15 protein-coding genes are annotated in these 19,089 nt (G+C 64.5%); 14 read left to right on the top strand and 1 reads right to left on the bottom strand.

Going from position 1 to position 19,089, the window contains the following annotated elements; genetic code table 11:
- Positions 1 to 71 precede the first annotated feature (71 nt).
- The 3 genes from serB to leuA all read left to right on the top strand — a co-directional run bounded on the left by serB (position 72) and on the right by leuA (position 3,697).
- Positions 72 to 1,295 (top strand): phosphoserine phosphatase SerB, encoded by a 1,224-nt coding sequence (gene serB, locus UN84_RS03010; protein WP_046079182.1) that lies wholly within the window; start codon positions 72 to 74, stop codon positions 1,293 to 1,295.
- A gap of 76 nt (positions 1,296 to 1,371) precedes the next feature.
- The gene (locus UN84_RS03015; protein WP_046079181.1) at positions 1,372 to 1,629 is read left to right on the top strand and encodes a TIGR02647 family protein; all 258 of its coding nucleotides are present in this window, start codon (positions 1,372 to 1,374) and stop codon (positions 1,627 to 1,629) included.
- A gap of 361 nt (positions 1,630 to 1,990) precedes the next feature.
- Positions 1,991 to 3,697 carry a 2-isopropylmalate synthase gene (leuA, locus tag UN84_RS03020; RefSeq protein WP_046079180.1) on the top strand — a complete coding sequence of 569 codons (1,707 nt, stop codon included), beginning with the start codon at positions 1,991 to 1,993 and terminating at the stop codon, positions 3,695 to 3,697.
- 179 nt (positions 3,698 to 3,876) lie between these two features.
- On the opposite strand, the gene epmB is transcribed toward leuA, so the two are convergent.
- The gene (gene epmB / locus UN84_RS03025; protein ID WP_046079179.1) at positions 3,877 to 4,902 is read right to left on the bottom strand and encodes an EF-P beta-lysylation protein EpmB; all 1,026 of its coding nucleotides are present in this window, start codon (positions 4,900 to 4,902) and stop codon (positions 3,877 to 3,879) included.
- A gap of 108 nt (positions 4,903 to 5,010) precedes the next feature.
- On the opposite strand from epmB, the gene efp reads away from it, so the two are divergent.
- The 11 genes from efp to tssC all read left to right on the top strand — a co-directional run bounded on the left by efp (position 5,011) and on the right by tssC (position 19,086).
- Complete coding sequence (efp, locus tag UN84_RS03030; RefSeq protein WP_046079178.1) at positions 5,011 to 5,577, top strand: elongation factor P; 567 nt, start codon at positions 5,011 to 5,013, stop codon at positions 5,575 to 5,577.
- A gap of 315 nt (positions 5,578 to 5,892) precedes the next feature.
- A complete protein-coding gene (epmA, locus tag UN84_RS03035) occupies positions 5,893 to 6,867 on the top strand; it encodes an EF-P lysine aminoacylase EpmA (RefSeq protein ID WP_046079177.1) in 975 nt (324 codons plus the stop codon).
- 197 nt (positions 6,868 to 7,064) lie between these two features.
- Positions 7,065 to 7,583, top strand: a complete 519-nt coding sequence (locus tag UN84_RS03040) for an Hcp family type VI secretion system effector (RefSeq protein WP_046079176.1) — start codon at positions 7,065 to 7,067, stop codon at positions 7,581 to 7,583.
- A gap of 239 nt (positions 7,584 to 7,822) precedes the next feature.
- Positions 7,823 to 9,940 carry a type VI secretion system Vgr family protein gene (locus tag UN84_RS03045; RefSeq protein ID WP_046079175.1) on the top strand — a complete coding sequence of 706 codons (2,118 nt, stop codon included), beginning with the start codon at positions 7,823 to 7,825 and terminating at the stop codon, positions 9,938 to 9,940.
- Entirely contained in the window at positions 9,925 to 10,797 is an 873-nt protein-coding gene (locus UN84_RS03050; RefSeq protein WP_052719351.1) for a DUF4123 domain-containing protein, read from the top strand. The genes UN84_RS03045 and UN84_RS03050 overlap by 16 nt, the downstream gene beginning before the upstream one ends.
- Positions 10,785 to 14,036: a hypothetical protein gene (locus tag UN84_RS03055; protein ID WP_046079174.1), complete on the top strand. Its 3,252-nt coding sequence runs from the start codon at positions 10,785 to 10,787 to the stop codon at positions 14,034 to 14,036. Before UN84_RS03050 ends, UN84_RS03055 begins: the two co-directional genes overlap by 13 nt.
- Positions 14,037 to 14,039: 3 nt before the next feature.
- Positions 14,040 to 15,071, top strand: coding sequence for a tetratricopeptide repeat protein (locus UN84_RS03060; RefSeq protein ID WP_152662860.1), 1,032 nt, complete (start codon positions 14,040 to 14,042; stop codon positions 15,069 to 15,071).
- 42 nt (positions 15,072 to 15,113) lie between these two features.
- Positions 15,114 to 16,055 (top strand): tetratricopeptide repeat protein, encoded by a 942-nt coding sequence (locus UN84_RS03065; RefSeq protein ID WP_082090891.1) that lies wholly within the window; start codon positions 15,114 to 15,116, stop codon positions 16,053 to 16,055.
- A gap of 25 nt (positions 16,056 to 16,080) precedes the next feature.
- Positions 16,081 to 16,308 carry a hypothetical protein gene (locus tag UN84_RS03070; protein WP_152662859.1) on the top strand — a complete coding sequence of 76 codons (228 nt, stop codon included), beginning with the start codon at positions 16,081 to 16,083 and terminating at the stop codon, positions 16,306 to 16,308.
- Between the two features lie 746 nt (positions 16,309 to 17,054).
- On the top strand, positions 17,055 to 17,573 hold the full coding sequence (gene tssB, locus UN84_RS03075; RefSeq protein ID WP_046079171.1) for a type VI secretion system contractile sheath small subunit: 519 nt from the start codon (positions 17,055 to 17,057) through the stop codon (positions 17,571 to 17,573).
- Between the two features lie 28 nt (positions 17,574 to 17,601).
- The gene (gene tssC, locus UN84_RS03080; protein ID WP_046079170.1) at positions 17,602 to 19,086 is read left to right on the top strand and encodes a type VI secretion system contractile sheath large subunit; all 1,485 of its coding nucleotides are present in this window, start codon (positions 17,602 to 17,604) and stop codon (positions 19,084 to 19,086) included.
- Positions 19,087 to 19,089 lie beyond the last annotated feature (3 nt).

Consider the following 19,089-nt stretch of genomic DNA (forward strand, 5'->3'; position numbering starts at 1 on the left):
AACCCGGCTCGGCGCTGGAAACCGGCACACTTCCGGCTTCCAGCTTCGAGCTTCTAGCTATCGGGGTTGCAATGACTAGACGACTACTCATCCGCGCCACCGGCGCCGCCCAGCCCGGTCAGCTGGCCGGCCTGGGCCGCGCCCTGGCCCAGAGCGGCGCGCGGCTGCTGGACATCAACCAGAGCGTGACCTTCGGCATCGTGTCGCTGGAGGCCCTGGTGGGGCTCGACCGCGACAGCGACCTGGAAGGCGCGCTGTCCGCCGCCGGCGATCGGCTGGGGCTCGACGTCCAGGCGATCCAGGTCGGCGCCGAGGACTATCACCGCTGGAGCGTGCAGGCCAGCCAGCCGCGGCTGATCCTGACTCTGCTGGCGCCTCATCTGCCGGCCGGCATCCTGGCCGAGGTCGGCGCGCTGACCGCCGAGCAGGGCCTGACCGTGGAGCTGATCCACCGGCTCTCCGGCCGTGAGCCGCTGGACGGCGGCGTGCCCGGCGAGCATGACGCCATCCAGGGCGCCTGCGTGGAGTGCTGGCTGCGCGGCGACAACGTCGATCTCGAGGCCCTGCGCGAGAAGGCGCTGGCGCTGGGCGCGGCCCACGGCGTCGACATCGCCCTGCAGGAAGATTCCATCTGGCGCCGCCATCGCCGGCTGGTGTGCTTCGACATGGATTCGACCCTGATCCAGGCCGAGGTGATCGACGAGCTGGCGCGCCGCCACGGCGTCTTTGAGGAGGTGGCCGAGGTCACCGAGCGGGCCATGCGCGGCGAGCTGGACTTCCAGCAGAGCTTCCGCGAGCGCATGAGCAAGCTCCGCGGCCTCGACGAGTCGGTGCTGGCCGAGATCGCCGAGGCACTGCCGCTGATGGACGGGCTGGAGCGGCTGATGAGCCAGCTCAAGCGGCTCGGCTATCGCACCGCGATCCTCTCCGGCGGCTTCACCTACTTCGCCCATTACCTCAAGGATCGCCTTGGTTTCGACGAAGTTCACGCCAACGAGCTGGTGATCGAGGACGGCAAGGTCACCGGCGAGGTGCGCGAGCCGATCGTCGACGCCGACCGCAAGGCCGAGCTGCTGTGTCAGATCGCCGAGCGCGAAGGGCTCTCCATGGAGCAGACCATCGCCGTGGGCGACGGCGCCAACGATCTGAAGATGCTGGCCGCGGCCGGCCTCGGCATCGCCTTCCGTGCCAAGCCGCTGGTCCGCCAGCAGGCCCGTCACTCGCTCTCGACCCTGGGGCTGGACGCGGTGCTCTACCTGATCGGTTATCGTCAGGGCGACCTGGAGGAGCGTTGAGGCGGTTTTCGCTGGCGTCGTCGGCTCAGTCGGGGTAGCGTCGAAGGAGGCTCACGACAATGACAAGGAATGCGCCATGCCTCAGCCCAGCTACACGCCGGAACTGCTAGACGAACTCAAGATGCTTGGTCTGTTCAATCCGAACAATCATCAGGAGGGCATCAAGGTGCACTCCAGCGCCGAGCCGGCGATGATCGAGGCCGCACGGCGTCTGCATCGCAAGGGCCTGGTGACACAGGACGATGGCGGCTATCTCACCGCCACCGGCCAGGAGGCTGCCGAGCATGCCCGCGACCTGCTGACCCTGCTCGGCACGGCAGATGCCACGACCTGAATGACGGCCCGTCGGCCGGCGAGAGTTGACAAGGCGTCCGCGGGCTGATTTTCTAGAGAGCATGAACATGACATCGTACAGCCTCGTCCTCGACCTACGACTACTAGCCCGCCGCTGAGCGCGCCGGGCGATGCCGTCTGCATCGCCCATCTGTCCAGGTCGAATTCGAGGTTGTCACATGTCCCGCACCGCTACCGTCATTCCCATGAACATTGCCCCTGTCTGTGTCGTACGCGCCGCCCGACCGGTCCGTGGGGTCGCGATGGTCATGACCGAACACTTCGACGACGCCCCGACTGCCTTACGGCAGTCGGGGCGTCGCCGTTTCTGAATCCGATAAACGCTCCGGGAGAACGCCGCCATGATGCTCGATAACCCCTCCGCCAAGTACCGTCCCTTCGTGGCCGTCGACCTGCCCGACCGCCAGTGGCCGAGCAAGCGCATCGAGACGCCGCCCCAGTGGTGCGCCGTCGACCTGCGCGACGGCAACCAGGCGCTGATCGATCCCATGGACCAGGAGCGCAAGCAGCGCTTGTTCGACCTGCTGGTGAAGATCGGCTTCAAGCAGATCGAGGTGGGCTTCCCCTCGGCCTCCCAGACCGACTTCGACTTCGTGCGTTCGCTGATCGAAGACGACAAGGTGCCGGAAGACGTCACCATCCAGGTGCTCACCCAGGCGCGCCCGCACCTGATCGATCGTACCTTCGAGGCGCTCAAGGGAGCGAGGAACGCTGTCGTCCACGTCTATAACGCCACCGATCCGGTGTTTCGCCGCGTGGTGTTCAACGTCAGCAAGCCCGAGTGCATCCAGATCGCGGTGGACGCCACCACCCGCATCCGCGAACACATGACGGCGGCCCCGGAGACCCACTGGACCTTCCAGTACTCGCCGGAGCTGTTCTCCACCACCGAGATGGACTTCGCGGTGGAGATCGTCGATGCCGTGGAGGCCACCTTCGGCGCCAGCGCCGACAAGCCGATGATCGTCAATCTGCCGGCCACCGTGGAGTGCGCCACGCCGAACAACTACGCCGACCAGGTGGAGTGGTTCTGCCGCCACGTCGCCAAGCGCGATCATCTGATCGTCAGCGTGCATCCGCACAACGACCGCGGCACCGGCGTGGCCGCCGCCGAGCTCGCGGTGATGGCCGGCGCCGACCGCGTCGAGGGCTGCCTGTTCGGCAACGGCGAGCGCACCGGCAACGTCGACCTCGTCACCCTGGCCATGAACCTCTACACCCAGGGCGTGCACCCGAACCTCGACTTCTCCAACATCACGCCGATCATGCGCGAGGTGGAGTACTGCAACCAGCTGCCCGTGCACCCGCGCCATCCCTATGTCGGCGATCTGGTGTTCACCGCCTTCTCCGGCTCCCACCAGGATGCGATCAAGAAGGGTATGGCCGAGCGTCGTGAGCACCCCGATGCCGTCTGGGCGGTGCCCTACCTGCCGATCGATCCGCTCGACGTGGGCCGCAGCTACGAGGCGGTGATCCGCGTCAACAGCCAGTCCGGGAAGGGCGGCGTCTCCTATCTGCTCGAGCAGGAGCATGGCATCGAGCTGCCGCGCCGCCTGTCGATCGAGTTCAGCCAGGTGGTGCAGGAAGTGGCCGATCGGCTGGGCAAGGAGATCACCTCCGAGATGATCTACCAGGCCTTCGTCGACGAGTACCTCGAGCAGCGCGAGCCCTTCGCCCTGATCAGCCATCGCATGTCCTCCGAGCCGGACAGCCCCACCGTGACCCTCGACGCGACCGTCGAGGAAGGCGGCGAGCGCCGCGTCATCCAGGGCCAGGGCAACGGTCCGCTGGCGGCCTTCGTCAAGGCGCTGGCCGGCGAGGGCCATGACGTCGAGATCATCGACTACCACGAGCACTCCCGCGGCCAGGGCGCCGATGCCGAGGCGATTGCCTACGTGGAGGTACGCGTCAACGGCGAGGCGGTGTTCGGCGTCGGCACCGACGAGAGCATCACCAGCGCCTCGATCAAGGGCGTGCTGAGCGCGATCAACCGCAAGCACTCCACCGAGGAGCCGGCGGCCAACGTGACCGCCGAAACGCTGGCTTAACAGCGCCAAGCTACAAGCGCCGAGCTACAAGAAAACCCGAAGGCCCAGACCTTCGGGTTTTCTTTAAGCCCGCTGTGGGGTCAGACCCTTAAGCCCCCTTAGGAACTCCGTTCCTAAGGATGCTTAAGGGTCTGACCCCGTGCCGCCATCCGCCACCCGTGCCGTCTTATCCGGGCCGCCTACAGCGGCGTCTTGCTCGCCTCGCCCGGCACCTCGCGGACCAGCGTCGGCATCAGGAAGCCGGGCAGATGCCGGCGCAGCTCGGCGACCAGCGCGCGGGCCGCCTCGTCGGTCACGTCGAAGTGGGCGGCGCCGGCCACCGGGTCCAGCACGTGCAGGTAGTAGGGCAGGATGCCGGCCTCGAACAGCCGCTCGGAGAGCTCGGCCAGCGACGCGACGTCGTCGTTGACCCCTCGCAGCAGCACGCTCTGGTTGAGTAGTGTCACGCCCGCGGCCTGCAGTCGTCGGCAGGCCTCGACCACCGTCTCGTCGATTTCCCGGGCGTGGTTGATATGCAGCACCATGACCTTCTGCAACCGCGTGCCGCCGAGCCACTCGAGCAGGGCGCCGTCGATGCGGTCGGGGATCACCACCGGCAGCCGGGTGTGGATCCGCAGCCGCCTGAGGTGCGGGATAGCCTCCAGGCGTTCGACCAGCCAGGAAAGCTGGCGGTCGCTGGCCGCCAGCGGGTCGCCGCCGGAGAAAATCGCCTCTTGAATGGAGGCGTCGTCGCGCAGGTAGGAAAGCGTCTCCTCCCACTGGGCACGCGAAGGCGCGTTCTCTTCATACGGGAAGTGGCGGCGGAAGCAGTAGCGGCAGTTCACCGCGCAGGCGGGACTCGCGATCAAGAGTACCCGGCCGGCGTACTTGTGGATCAGCCCGCGCCGAGGGCTATGGTCGGCCTCCTCGAGCGGGTCGGCGACGAAACCGGGGGCGGCCTCGGCCTCCTCGCCGAGCGGCAGCACCTGGCGCAGCAGTGGGTCGCTTGGGTCGCCGGGGCGGATGCGGGCGAGATAGGCTTCCGGCACCCGCACCTCGAACAGCGCATGGCCGGCCTCGGCGCCGGGCATCCACTCCGGGGCGAGGCCCAGGCGGCGGCAGAGTTCGTGCGGGTCGCGGATCGCGCCGGCCAGCTGCGCCTGCCAGGCGCCGGGCGCAGGCGTGGCGGGCCGGCACTGCAAAGGAATCGGGCTTCGGGTTATCATGCGGGGCACACTTCGAGGCGAGCGAGGGCTTGTCCCTCGGCCATTGTCATTTGCTTGCTCGCGCCCGCGGCTTCGGCCGCCGGCGCGCTGGAATATGGAACGATCATCATGGCGAACTATTCTACCAACGAATTCAAGGGCGGTCTGAAGGTCATGCTGGATGGCGACCCCTGCGCCATCCTCGAGAACGACTACGTCAAGCCGGGCAAGGGCCAGGCCTTCAATCGCGTCAAGCTGCGCAACCTGATGACCGGTCGCGTCTGGGAACGCACCTTCAAGTCCGGCGAGTCCCTGGAAGGCGCCGACGTGCTCGAGCTGGACATGGAGTACGTCTACACCGACGGCGACATGTGGCACTTCATGAAGACCGATGGTTCCTTCGAGCAGTACGCCGTGGAGAAGAAGGCCCTGGGCGAGACCGACAAGTGGCTCAAGGAGCAGGTGGTCTACACCGTGACCCTGTGGAACGACAACGCTATCGCCGTGACCCCGCCGAACTTCATCGAGCTCGAGGTCACCGAGACCGACCCCGGCCTCAAGGGCGACACCGCCCAGGGCGGCTCCAAGCCGGCGACCCTGTCCTCCGGCGCCGTGGTGCGCGTGCCGCTGTTCATCAACCAGGGCGAAGTCTTGAAAGTCGATACGCGGACCGGCGAGTACGTCTCTCGCGCTTGATTTCGGGCTTCGCCCGGGCTCGAGCTCGAAGCTGGAAGAGCGGCGCTTCGCGCCTGGAAGCTGGAAGTAAAGCCGACTCGGCTTCGCCGGGAGCTTGAAGCGCGAAGAAGCACCCTTGACTCAAGGGTTGGGCGACAAGCTGTTTTCCAGCTTCCAGCTTCCAGCTTCCAGCTTCCAGCTTCCAGCTTCCAGCTTCCAGCTTCCAGCTTCCAGCTTCCAGCTTCCAGCTTCCAGCTTCCAGCTTCCAGCTTCCAGCTTCCAGCTCCGAAGGCCACGTGTGCATGCGTGGCCTTTGTCGTTTGTGGAGAAAGATCGATGACCATTGATTGGCGGCCCACCGCCGATATCGCGACGCTGCGCGAGCGCGCGCGGCTGATGGCCGAGGTGCGGGCCTTCTTCGCCGAGCGCGACGTGTGGGAGGTGGATACGCCGGTGCTCGGGCATGGCGGCAGCACCGACGTGCACCTGGCCTCGCTGTACTGCGAGGCCGTGACGCCGGCCGGCCGCGAGCGGCTGTGGCTGCAGACCTCGCCGGAGTTCGCCATGAAGCGGCTGCTGGCCGCCGGCAGCGGGCCGATCTTCCAGATCGCCCGCAGCTTCCGCGACGGCGAGGTGGGCGGGCGTCACAACCTCGAGTTCAGCATGCTGGAGTGGTATCGCCCGGGCCTCGACCTGGACGGCCTGATCGCCGAGACTGATGCGCTGATCCGCCGGGTGCTGCCGTCCAATCCCGGCCCGCTGCGCCGTCGCCGCTATCGTGAGCTGTTTTGCGAACACCTCGGGCTCGATCCCTTCCGCGAACCGCTCGATGCCCTGCGTCGCCGGGCCGCCGAGACCGGCGGGCTCGACATGGCCGAAGCCTCGCGCGACGACTGCCTCGACCTGTTGATCAGCCTGGCCATCGAGCCGCAGCTGGGCCGCGATGGCATCGACGTGGTGGTGGACTATCCGGCCAGCCAGGCGGCGCTGGCGCGTCGACATCGCGACCAGGAGGACGGCGAGTGGGTCGCCTCGCGCTTCGAGGTCTACCGGCACGGCCTGGAGCTCGCCAACGGCTACGACGAGCTCACCGATGCCGCGGAGCAGCGCGCCCGCTTCGAGGAGGACAACGCCGCCCGTCGCGCCGCCGGCCTGGCCGAGGTCGACGTGGACGAGCGCCTGCTGGCCGCGCTCGAGGCCGGCATGCCGGCGGGCAGCGGCGTGGCCCTGGGGTTAGATCGTCTGTTCCAGCTGGCGCTGGACCGGGACAGCGTGGCCGAGGTGATGGCTTTCGCCACGCCTCGAGCTTGATGGAGAGCGAGCAAGATCTTGCCCGCCGGGCAACTTCTTGCTCGATCTGGGCAAGATCTTGCCTAAATACGTTTAGCCTCGTGTGGCGTGTTTTTTATAACACCATGATTTTAATGATATGCGGCTATTCTGGCCCGAGACGTGCTCCTTATTAGGTGTCCATCGGACATCGTCAATCATCGTCAAGGAGCAGACACATGCCCACGCCGTGTTATATCAGCATCGAAGGCCAGACCCAGGGCAACATCACCGCCGGTGCCTTCACCCCCGAGTCCGTCGGCAACATCTACGTCGAAGGCCACGAGGACCAGATGCTGGTGCAGGAATTCAAGCACATCGTCACCGTGCCGACCGACCCGCAGTCCGGCCAGCCCGCCGGCCAGCGCGCCCACAAGCCGTTCATCTTCACCGTGGCCCTGAACAAGGCCGTGCCGCTGATGTACAACGCCCTGGCCTCCGGCGAGATGCTGCCGAACGTCGAGCTGAAGTGGTACCGCACCTCCGTCGAGGGCAAGCAGGAGCACTTCTTCACCACCTCGCTGACCGACGCCACCATCGTCGACATCAACCTGCGCATGCCCCACGCCCAGGACTCCAACAGCGCCGAGTTCACCCAGCTGATGGACGTGTCCCTGGCCTACCGCAAGATCGACTGGGAACACACCGTCGCCGGCACCTCCGGTTCCGACGACTGGCGCGCCCCGATCGAGGCCTGATCGCCTCGCGCCCCGGCGGTGCCCCGTCCATGCTCGCGCCGGCGGGCACCGTCTTCGTCGCCAGGGCCTCGGCCCTGGCGGCGGCATGTCTCAGCGCTGGTCGTTCCCGTCCGTCAGGCGAGCCCTGAGCCATGCCGCCGTTCGACTTGTGTCGGCGCCGCACTCGCGTAATCTACCCCTTTCGCCGGCCCTCGCGGCCGGTGATCCAAGGAACGGACACGGCCTCCAGGAGGGATGCCATGACCCAGGCCAATGGACTGCAGTTCACCCTGAGCCTCACGGGGGCCGAGGACGCCGATCTGGCCGTCGTCGACTTCACCCATGAAGAGGCGCTCTCGGCGCCCTTCCACCTGCGGGTGCGCTTCGCGAGCCGCGCCGCCGACCTCTCGCCACAGACACTGCTCGACCGCCCGGCGAGCCTCACCGTGTGGCAGGACGGCGTGGCCCAGCGCCGGGTCCACGGCATCGTGGCCGAATTCGGCCGCGGCGACCGCGGCCATCGCCGCAGCTTCTACGAGGTGGTGATTCGCCCCTCGCTGTGGCGGCTCTCGCTGCGCCAGAACTCGCGCATCTTCCAGCGCGTCTCGCCGCTCACGATCCTCAACACCCTGTGCGAGGAGCGCGGCCTGACCGACGTCGCCTTCGCGACGACCCGCGAGCCCGCCGAGCGCGAGTACTGCGTGCAGTATCGCGAGACCGACCTCGAGTTCCTCGAGCGCCTGGCCGCCGAGGAAGGGCTGTTCTATTTCCATGAATTTGAAGATGCTGACCTCGGCGCCCACCGGCTGGTGTTCGCCGACGATCCGCAGGTGCTCACCGGCCTCGGCGAGCGCAGCTATCACCATCGCGCCGGCGGCACGCCGCCCCAGCGCCATCTGCGGCGGCTGACCCAGACCGCCCGGGTGCGCCCGGCCCGGGCCCAGCTCAAGGACTACTCGTTCAAGCAGCCGGCCTATGCGCAGCTGCACGACCAACAGGGCCAGCGGCTGGAACAGCACAGCCAGCGGGAGGACTACGAGCACTACGACTACCCGGGCCGCTACAAGGCCGATGCCTCGGGCCGGGCCTTCACCCGCCACCGGCTCGAGCACCTGCGCCACGATGCCCTGACCCTCGACGGCGAGAGCGATCTGCCGGAGCTCACCCCGGGCGCGCGCTTCACCCTGGCCGACCACGACGTCGGCGAGTTCAACCGCGGCTGGCAGGTCATCAAGGTGGTGCACCAGGGCGATCAGCCCCAGGCATTAGAGGAAGATGCCGCTCAGGCGCAAGGCCTGCGGGGCCAAGGTGGGAAGACAGGCTCGGAAGCCATGACCCGCTACTACAACACCCTGAGCCTGACCCCGGACGATGCCGCCTGGCGCCCCGAACCCCGGCCCAAGCCGCGGGTCGATGGCCCCCAGGTGGCCTTCGTGGTCGGCCCGGAGGGCGAGGAGATCCACTGCGACGAACATGGCCGGGTGCGTTGCCAGTTCCCCTGGGACCGCTACGCCGAGCCCAATGAAACCGCCAGCGCCTGGCTGCGCGTTAGCCAGGGCTGGGCCGGCGGCGGCTACGGCATGATGGCGATCCCGCGCATCGGCCACGAGGTGATCGTCTCCTTCCTCGAGGGCGACCCGGACCAGCCGCTGGTCACCGGGCGCACCTACCACGCGGTCAACACGCCGCCGTATTCGCTGCCGGAACACAAGACGCGCACCGTGCTGCGAACCCAGACCCACCAGGGCGAGGGCTTCAACGAGCTGCGCTTCGAGGACCAGCACGACCAGGAACAGATCTGGTGGCACGCCCAGAAGGATCTGGAGCTGCTGACCGAGAATGACCGCACCGAGGAGATCCGTCGCGACAGCGATCTCGGGATCAAACGCGACCGCATCGGCGAGATCGACCGCGACGATCACCACACAGTGCACGGCGAGCGGCGCGAGAAGAGCGACGGCGCCCAGCACCTGACCGTCGACGGCAGCCTGCACCTGAGCGCCGGCCAGGCCTGGCTCACCGAGAGCGGCCGCGAGCTGCACATCAAGGCCGGCCAGAAGGCGGTGCTGGAAGCCGGCAGCGAGCTGACCCTGGCCGCCGGCGGCAGCTTCCTCAAGATCGACGGCGGCGGCATCACCATCGTCGGCCCCAGCATCAAGGTGAACGCCGGCGGCAGTCCCGGCAGCGGCACCGGGCAGGGCGCCCAGGCGCCGTTACGGCCCGGGCATGCCGAGCCGGAGGTGCATGAAGCGATCGCCCCCATCGCGCTGCCTCCGCTGCTCGACTATCGCCTCTCGGAAGCGGCGTTGATGCCGCTTTGCGGCAAGATCAGCGAGACCCAGTGCAGCCGGGAGGATTGCCCATGCCTGGCTGGCTAGCGCGCCTGCCCGAGCGGGCCTACCTCAGCGGCGAGCCCGAGGCCTGGCTGTCGACCGAACGCCCCCTGGTGATGGTCCTCGACCAGCGCCGCGCCTCCGAGGCGAGCCGCGCGCTGCTAGGCCACGAGGGCATCCATGAGCACGTGCCGCTGTTCGCCGCCACGTCGCTGGCCCCGCTGCAGGAGGCCGGCCCCTGGGCCGTACGTCTCGAGCCCGGCAGCGACGCCTGGCGCGTCGGCGAGGCGCTGTGTCGGGAACGCCGCCTGGGCTGGTGCTGTCAGCCGTTACCGACGACAGACGGTGACGACCTGATCGCGCATCTGCAGGGCCTGTTCGTGTGGGCCGATCCGCATGGCGGCCAGTCGCTGGTCAACCTGCAGGATCCGGCGGCCCTGACCGCCCTGCTGGCCGGCGCCGAGCCCGCGACGCTGGCGGATGTGCTGGGGCCGTTCGGCGAGCTCGCCACGCCCACGCCTTTGGGGCAGTGGCAGGCCTGGCAGTGCCCCGAGCCGAACGATGCGCTCGATGCCTCGCGGCGCCTGACGGTGGACATGGAAGCGGCGCTGAAAGAGGCCCCGCAGGCCTGGTTCCTGGCCGAACGGCAGGGGATTCGGCTCGACGAGGTCGACGCCATCTGGCTGGAAGGGCTGGCCGTGCTCAACCGCCATGGCATTACCCGGGCCCGCCATCTGGAGAGCCTGCTGCCCTACGTGCAGCAGATGGCATGGCGCGAGAGCGAGGAGAGCCGCAAGATCCTCGATTCGGATCAGCCGGCCTGGCGCAAGGTCAAGGCCCTTCGCAAACGGATGGAGATGCTTCAGGCACAGGACAGGGACACGTACGCATGGACGATGTGATCAGGGATAGCGATCAAACGGTGGACTCGGTGGGTCGGCCCAAGCCGGGCGACTGGGTAGCGGAGGCGGCTTCTACTGCCCCCTCGGCACCGGAGCCCATGGTGCATCGGTTGTCGACCTGCGAGGTAACGCCCGGTGGCGGCGAAGTGGGGCAGGATGCGTCTCATCCCTGCGAGGACGATACCTGGGCCGATATTCTTTACCTGAGCGGGACCGGCAACTTCTGGCTGCTGACCCAACCGGTTTCCGATGCCCTGCACGAGGCGGCCGATCAGCTTGCCCAGATCGTCGCCGATCCCGATCCTCAGAGCCGGATGGCGAAGTTGTCCGGCCAGGCCGGCATGACTGCCTGCATGATGCCGGCCCGGGTGGAAAACTTTCTGGATCAGGCGAAGTGTAAGGAATACGTCAATAAGTCGCAGGAGTTTGAAGCCCTTCAGGCCAGGGAAGAGCCGATCATCGGCGAGCCGGGATATGATTTCGATGCGAGCCAGAGACGTATGTATCGCCGCTATGAGCTCAAGGATCGCCTCGATGAGCTCGAACGAGAAGGGAAGAGGGCAGCCGAAGAGCAGGGTTTCGAGATCGATGGAGATCGTTTCTACGGTGCCTGGGAGCAGGAGATCGAAACGGCCCTGACAACCTATCGCGAGTGTCGTCAGGATTACGTCGAGCGCTTCGTCGAGGACGAGGTGCCTGTCGGTGACGCGATCCGTTATGCCTTCCAGTACACGTCGCTATGTGGCGGCGCCTCGCCGGTCGCGGCACTGCGAAGCTGCCCGGTAGAAGACTATGCGGACTATCTCGAGGAACAGAACGATAGCGCCGAGGCGGCCTATATCCAGAGCATTCTCCAACTGGCAGCGATAGGGATCGCCACGCCCGAGCTGGCGCTGGCCGATCCCTCTCGGCAGACGCCGGGCCTTCAGCCAGGCGTCTCCGATTTCGATGGCTACAATCGGCTGCTCAAGGAGTTGCCCGAGATCGCCGCGTCCATGGATGCCAAGCTCGAAGACTGGCGGGACAGTACCGCAGGGCAGGCGGCTTTGCCGATCTTCCTTCTGGAAGAAGAGCGCCGTCGATATGAAGACTACTGCCGACGTCTCGATGCCTTCTACGAGACCGCACGTCAAACGACCGAAGCCATGGAGCCGCGGCGAGTGCTGTATTGGAATGCCGACGTCACGGATGCACGGCATGCGCTCGGTTATCGGAAGCGCAGCGTCGATGTGCTGGTGCGCAACGACTTCCCCCTACGCGAGTTCAGTTCCCCGCTCGGCCCCCAGTCGCTCAGTCACTTGAGCCTGCACCAGCTGGCGGCCCTGGCCATGACGAAAGAAGAACACGAGCGCCTCAAGCGGAGTCTGCCGGGCGATGGCGCGCTGCCCGCCCAGCTGTGGGAGGCCCCCGAGAGTGCGCTCGCGGAATGGCTTACCGGGCGAGGGTGCCAGCGCATCGAGTGGGACCCCGATTGGCATGATGAGACGCTGGGGCTGTTCGAGCATGAGCGCTTCTTCGCCTATCTCGACGCGGAAGAGATTCGTGTCGCCGCCTTGGAAAGCAAGCGAGAGGCTTGGGGTGAGACCCTGCAACACCTGCTCTTTACCGGCCCCTCACACAAGGTGTTGCGACTCTTCGATGCCTCGGCTCAGGCCCAATACCTACGCATGGTCGGAATGAGCTATGGCGACCTCAAGGAGCAGGTCGCGCCGGACCGGCCTCAGGAAGTACAGGCCACTGGGCCGAGCCTGTCGCTCGAGGTCATGGACGGCAGCGTCTCGGCCGAGGCAGGTAGTAACCTCGAGGCCGAGGCCAAGGATATCGGTCAGCGGGTCGACGAGCAGGAGTTGACCACCAGACCCTCGGCCGGCTCGCCAGCGGCGGGAGGCCTGCAGAATCGACCGGATCGCGGTGCTAGTGCCAAGGCCAGCTATTCGGCCAAGGCGGAGGCCAAGTTCAACCTGGTGGCCGGCGAACTCTCTTTTGGGACCTTCTCGCTGCCGGAAGAGACTAGTGCCGAGCCCATTGAGGTGACGCTACACAACAAGGGTGATGAACGTCGCAGCCTGGGCTGCTATGCGCTGCGTCTCGAACCCGTGGCCAAGGGCTTCGCGGGAGCCAGCGCGGCCTTGGCCGCCGAGACCGGCCTCAGCGTCGATCAGAACGGCGTCTCTATCGTCGGCCTCGATCGCGCCACGCAGGCGGGGACAGCCGCCTCCTTCAAGGCCTTCGCCGGCGTCGGCATCACGGTACAGTGCAGCGTGGCGCTGCGCTGGAAGCCGCCGCAGGACATCCTGCAGCGCCTGCCCAAGTACGCCGCCCTGGACGAGCTGGGCATGCTCCGCGAGCCGCTCGACGACTGGGGCGAGCTATCCAAGGCGACCCTGGCCGCCGAGGCTCTGGCGGGTATCGGCGCCGAGGCGGACTTCCAGATCGGCCTGATCGACGGCAAGTTCGTGCTGACCCTCAAGGCCCGGCTGGTGCTCAAGGGCGGCGTTGGCGGCAAGTTCAGCGTCGAACTCGATCCCGACCGGTTGGACCCCTGGATGGGCATGCTGCACCAGGCGCTGGTGGATAACGACTACGAGGTCGTCGACTGGATCACGCCCGCCGCCTTCGACGGCTTCAGCAAGCTGTTCTTCATGCAGACGATGCTGATGGTGGACGTCGGCATGCTGGCGCTGCGAGGCATCGACTTCGTCAATGATCTATATACCGACTTCACCCGCTCGGATCGAGCCGGGCTTATAGCTTATGCATTGACACGTCCGTTGTCCCGGGCACAAGAGAATGAGCGTAGGGCCTGGGTGCAGCAATTGCCGCCTGAGGCCTTGGGCCCCCTGCTGCATGTGCTGGCCAGCGGTCCGGAATCCTTCGATGCTGACGGTGATCGGTTTAGTGAAGCCCAAGCCCAGGATTACCAGCAGATCGCCATCACCAACTGCTTGCAGTGGCTGGTAGAAGGGGCGACGAAAGGCGCCTATAACGACATGTGCTATCGATTCTCTGATACTGATCCCAATCCGGCGCAGATCCTCTTCGAGAAGAGCGTCGCGCGGATGGCGAGCGATGGGGAGAAGACCGATGATGATCGTTTGATGGCTTATCAAGAAAATCGACAGCGCTTGGATGATTGGATGTCGTTAGTATCAGACACAAAATCAGTGGCAAGCGATACGGCTAGACAAGAATACCGTGGATGGTCGGGCTCTTTAGGTCGGCACCTTGCAAGCTTTTAACAAGTGATTATTTATTTCGGTGTGCTTATGAAAAATAATTTAGCAGGTAAAGTTTCGTTTAAATTTAAGCCCTTCCTTATGCTTGTCGCTGTTTTTTCTTCCACTTTGTCTTGGGGGGTGGGTGCTGGAATTCAAGAAGAAAAAGAAGCGGGAATGATCGACTATAACCTTGGCTATGTCGTAGATGCTATCCCAAAGCTAGAGGAAGCAGCAGAGGAAGGTGATGTAGAGGCCATGTACTATTTGGGGGAATCTTACCGCCTGACACATATGGGGATGACAAGCGATGCCATGGAATGGTATCTGCAGGCTGCCGAGCATAGTGATCCCTATGCCATGCTGCGCTTATGGGGAGGAGGAGCCTGTGTTGCTGGAGACTACTGCCCCGAGGACGCTGATGGCTGGCGAGAAAAGGCGCTTGCTGAGCAGTTGCCCCTCGCCGAGGATGGCGATGCTGAGGCTATGCTGGCGCTGTATTACATCTATGGCGCATTGGACGACAGTGATGAAGGTAATGAGTGGCTGGAGCGTGCTGCAAATAAAGGTAATCCTGAGGCCCAGCACCGGTTAAGTACCATGATTCGCGATGGCTATGGCTTCTACTGGAGCGATTCCCACCGTTCGGATGCTGCGGTGGAGTGGGCACGCAAAGCCGCCGAGCAGGGTTACGTTCCTGCCATGAATACTCTGTTCGCCTTGTTAAGCAACATAGGGGATGTGAAAGATGGGTGGGATTGGCTTGTCAAAGCCTCTGATAGAGGCTTTCTTGATGCTCGATTGAATGTGGGGAGTTGTTATTTTAACCCGGATAAGAGAGGGGGTTTTTGTTTCGTCGAACAAGACAAGGTCAAGGGGTGGGCGATATTTCATGCAGCTAATGCTGAGACTGGAAGCAATACATCCCAGTCTCTTCTTCGTCTTAACAGGGATGATATAACATATGAAGAACGTCAAGAGGCCGAAGCGCTGGCCGAAGGCGAGTGGCTGAACCACGGACCACCTCTTTCCAACTTTCCCCCTAAATATGGTTTCTAGATCGTGAGGAAAAAGGTCTTAGACGGATTGCTTGGTGTTCTGATGTTTCTATCGCTGCCGGTATGGGCCCTCGAGCCCGAGGTTCAGGCCGCCAAGGAAGAAGGCATGCGCCTTTACAACATCCAGCACCCGACTGCGGCTTTGCCCTATCTAGAGCAAGCTGCCGAGGCCGGTGATGTTGAGGCCATGTATTACATGGGAGAAGCGGAGCGTCGTCAGCGCATGATGAATATGACGCGAGCGGCCCTGGACTGGTATCTCAAAGCTGCTGAGCATGGCGAACCCTATGCCATGCTGCGTCTGTTTCAGGGGGGCGCCTGCGTGGCGGGAGACTACTGCCCCGAGGACGCCGATGGCTGGCGCGAGCAGGCGCTCGCCGAAACCTTGCCCAAGGCCGAGGCAGGTGATACCGACGCCATGCTGGCGCTCTACCATATCTATCGACTTATGGACGATAGTGGAGATGGACAGGAATGGCTGGAAAAAGCGGCGGAAGCGGGCAACCCCGAGGCCCAGACGCGGCTAGGCATGAATATTCGTGGCGGGCAGGGCTGGTACTTCCTGGAGTCCAGGCGCCTGGAGGCTGCTGAGGAATGGTTACGTAAGGCCGCTGAGCAGGGCTATGTGCCGGCGATGGATGCGTTGTCTGCTGTTCTAAGCAATCTTGAGAGATATGATGAATCATGGGAATGGACGATAAAATCATCCGAGGGAGGAGATGTTAATGGCCGTAAATGGCTAGCAAGCTGCTACCTGAATCCTGATGACTCACCTCGCTGTAAAACTGATAAGAAACCTGTTTTAGGTTGGGCAATTCTATATGCCATTAATGAAGAGGTGGGGGGAGATGCATCTGAGTTGAGCATGCGGCTCCGTCGCGATCAAGTAACGAGTGAGCAGCGTAAAGAAGCTGAAGTTCTAGCTGACGAGTGGATAAACAAGCAGCCACCGCTGTCTAATTTTCCCCCACGTTTTGGCTTCTAGAGTGCGGCGGCCATGGTTCACAGCTTTGCTGATCTTTCCATGGCTGGCACGCTCTCTGTCGGCCTTCGCCCTTGAGCCCGAGGCTCAGGCCGCCAAAGATGAGGGCACGCGTCTCTACAATATCCATCAATCGACGGCGGCCTTGCCCTATCTCGAGCAGGCCGCTGCTGTCAGCAATCTGTCATCCATATACCACCTGAGCAAAGCGGTTAGTCCCTTTCCACGCGGCCTGCCTTATGACGCGATGGACTGATCTCTCCAGGCCGTCGAGCATGATTATCCCTATGCCATGCTCTGCCTGTTCCAGGGGGAGGCGCCTGCTTGGTCGGCAACGAATGCCCGGAGCTCTGGGGTGAGAAGCTCCTGATTGAACCGCAGGCCTTGGCCGACTCTGCGAGCCGTCGCACGTCCGACAGGTCGCATTGGCGTCCTGGCAGTACCTGAGCCCGGCCTTTCCCGCCTTTCCTGCCAGCGGCGCGACCTCTCGCCAGTCCCTATGCAGTAACCCGCGGAGGCTCGACAGGGCCGCGCTGACCCGCCTGTGCGATGCCATCGGGGACCTTCCGTCGTCAGTCTCTATTCATGAAACTGATTCTCATTTCTTTAGCGGCGTCCTACAGCTTCGACGGGTCATGTACGTAATCACATTGATCTAATGTAAGACATCTCTTACATGGCTGTAGGTCAAATCTGTCCTAATTTTGATTGTTGGTTTTTTGTCGAAAGATGGCGAATTTTAATGGATTTTTGGCGCAAAAATGCCGCTGAAACACTTTGAAACATGATGTGTCGCCACATGGCGTCACGCTGCAGAGCTGTGCCGTCGGGTGTTAGCGTCACGCACTTCCAAAAAGGCGGTAGCCGGTTCGTCAAGGCCGCTAGCCGAAATGAAATTTGCACACCACATCCCCGTTCATGCGATTCACATCGCCTGGAAGCGGAGGTGGTTCGTTGCGGTTCTAACACGTTCGAGTCGTCATTCGCAGGGAGAGGTTCGCCATGTCCAAGGAAGGCTCCGTTGCGCCGAAAGAGCGCATCAACATCAAGTACGTTCCTGCCACCGGGGATCAGCAGGCCGAGACCGAGCTGCCCCAGAAGCTGCTGGTGGTCGGCGACTTCAAGGGCGGCGCCGAGGAAACGCCCATCGAGGAGCGTGATGCCGTCTCGGTGGACAAGAACAACTTCCAGTCCGTGATGCGCGAGGCCGGTCTCGGGCTGCAGACCAGCGTGCCGAACCGCCTGGAAGAGGGCGCCGAGGAAGGCGGCCGCGAGCTGGGCGTCGAGCTCGAGTTCAACTCGCTGCAGGACTTCTCGCCGGACAGCGTGGCGCGCCAGGTGCCCGAGCTGCGCAAGCTGGTCGAGCTGCGTGAGGCGCTGGTGGCCCTCAAGGGGCCGCTGGGCAACGTGCCGGCCTTCCGCGAGCGCCTGCAGGCGCTGATCGAGAACCCGGAAGCCCGGGACCAGCTGTTGAGCGAGCTCCAGCTGCTCGACGACGAAGCCCCCTCGAAAGATTCCTGATTCCCCGCACGGAGGCGAGGTACGCACCATGACCGAATCGACCCAGACCCAGGCTCAGTCTCAGACCGCCGAGAGCACCGAGGACGTCTCCCTGCTCGACCAGGTGATGGCCCAGACCCGCATGGCGCCGGCCGACGAAGGCTACGACGTGGCCAAGCAGGGCGTGGCCGCCTTCATCGGCGAGCTGCTCAAGAGCGACGATGACCAGCAGGTCAACAAGTCGGTCGTCGATCGCATGATCGTCGAGCTGGATCGCAAGATCGGCCACCAGGTGGACGAGATCCTGCACGATCAGCAGTTCCAGCACCTGGAGTCGGCCTGGCGGGGCCTCAAGCTGCTGGTCGATCGCACCGACTTCCGCGAGAACATCAAGCTCAACGTGCTGCACGCCACCAAGGAAGAGCTGCTCGACGACTTCGAGTTCGCCCCGGAGATCAGCCAGAGCGGGCTCTACCAGCACGTCTACGCGGCCGAATACGGCCAGTTCGGCGGCGAGCCGGTGGCGGCGATGATCGGTCACTACGACTTCACGCCCTCCACGCCGGACATCAAGCTGCTGCAGTACACCGCCTCGGTGGGTGCCATGTCCCACGCGCCCTTCCTGTCCTCGGTGGCGCCGAGCTTCTTCGGCATCGACAGCTTCGAGGAGCTGCCCAACATCAAGGACTTCAAGGCGATCTTCGAGGGGCCCAAGTACGCCCGCTGGCGCAGCCTGCGCGAATCCGAGGACTCGCGCTACCTGGGCCTCACCGCGCCGCGCTTCCTGCTGCGCACGCCCTACGACCCGGTGGAGAACCCGGTCAAGTCGTTCCACTACGAGGAGTCGGTCAGCGAGAGCCACGACCACTACCTGTGGGGCAACACCGCCTATCTGCTCGCCGAGCGCCTGAACGACAGCTTCGCCAAGTACCGCTGGGCACCGAACATCATCGGCCCGCAGAGCGGCGGCGCGGTGGAGAACCTGCCGGTGCACACCTTCGAGGCCATGGGCCAGGTGCAGAGCAAGATTCCCACCGAGGTGCTGATCACCGACCGGCGCGAGTTCGAGATGGCCGAGGAAGGCTTCATCTCGCTGACCATGCGCAAGGGCAGCGACAACGCCGCCTTCTTCTCCGCCAACTCGGTGCAGAAGCCCAAGACTTTCCCCAACACCCCGGAAGGGCGCGAGGCCGAGACCAACTACAAGCTCGGCACCCAGCTGCCCTACGTGTTCATCGTCAATCGCCTGGCCCACTACATCAAGGTGCTGCAGCGCGAGCAGATCGGCTCCTGGAAGGAGCGCCAGGATCTCGAGCGCGAGCTCAACACCTGGATCCGCCAGTACGTCGCCGACCAGGAGAACCCGCCGGCCGACGTGCGCAGCCGCCGTCCGCTGCGCGCCGCCTCGGTGCAGGTCTCCGACGTCGAGGGCGATCCGGGCTGGTATCAGGTGTCGCTGGCGGTGCGTCCGCACTTCAAGTACATGGGCGCCAACTTCGAGCTGTCGCTGGTGGGACGCCTCGACAAGGACTGACGT

The sequence above is a fragment of the Halomonas sp. HG01 genome (assembly GCF_000968715.2).
GTDB classification, from domain to species: domain Bacteria; phylum Pseudomonadota; class Gammaproteobacteria; order Pseudomonadales; family Halomonadaceae; genus Halomonas; species Halomonas halophila.

Bases quoted from the DNA above. Each gene is read 5' to 3' on its own strand.
- efp (WP_046079178.1), top strand. From the start codon at position 5,011: ATGGCGAACTATTCTACCAACGAATTCAAGGGCGGTCTGAAGGTCATG.
- tssC (WP_046079170.1), top strand. From the start codon at position 17,602: ATGACCGAATCGACCCAGACCCAGGCTCAGTCTCAGACCGCCGAGAGC.
- UN84_RS03040 (WP_046079176.1), top strand. From the start codon at position 7,065: ATGCCCACGCCGTGTTATATCAGCATCGAAGGCCAGACCCAGGGCAAC.
- UN84_RS03065 (WP_082090891.1), top strand. From the start codon at position 15,114: ATGTTTCTATCGCTGCCGGTATGGGCCCTCGAGCCCGAGGTTCAGGCC.
- serB (WP_046079182.1), top strand. From the start codon at position 72: ATGACTAGACGACTACTCATCCGCGCCACCGGCGCCGCCCAGCCCGGT.
- epmB (WP_046079179.1), bottom strand. From the start codon at position 4,902: ATGATAACCCGAAGCCCGATTCCTTTGCAGTGCCGGCCCGCCACGCCT.
- UN84_RS03045 (WP_046079175.1), top strand. From the start codon at position 7,823: ATGACCCAGGCCAATGGACTGCAGTTCACCCTGAGCCTCACGGGGGCC.
- tssB (WP_046079171.1), top strand. From the start codon at position 17,055: ATGTCCAAGGAAGGCTCCGTTGCGCCGAAAGAGCGCATCAACATCAAG.
- UN84_RS03055 (WP_046079174.1), top strand. From the start codon at position 10,785: ATGGACGATGTGATCAGGGATAGCGATCAAACGGTGGACTCGGTGGGT.
- UN84_RS03015 (WP_046079181.1), top strand. From the start codon at position 1,372: ATGCCTCAGCCCAGCTACACGCCGGAACTGCTAGACGAACTCAAGATG.
- epmA (WP_046079177.1), top strand. From the start codon at position 5,893: ATGACCATTGATTGGCGGCCCACCGCCGATATCGCGACGCTGCGCGAG.
- UN84_RS03050 (WP_052719351.1), top strand. From the start codon at position 9,925: ATGCCTGGCTGGCTAGCGCGCCTGCCCGAGCGGGCCTACCTCAGCGGC.
- leuA (WP_046079180.1), top strand. From the start codon at position 1,991: ATGATGCTCGATAACCCCTCCGCCAAGTACCGTCCCTTCGTGGCCGTC.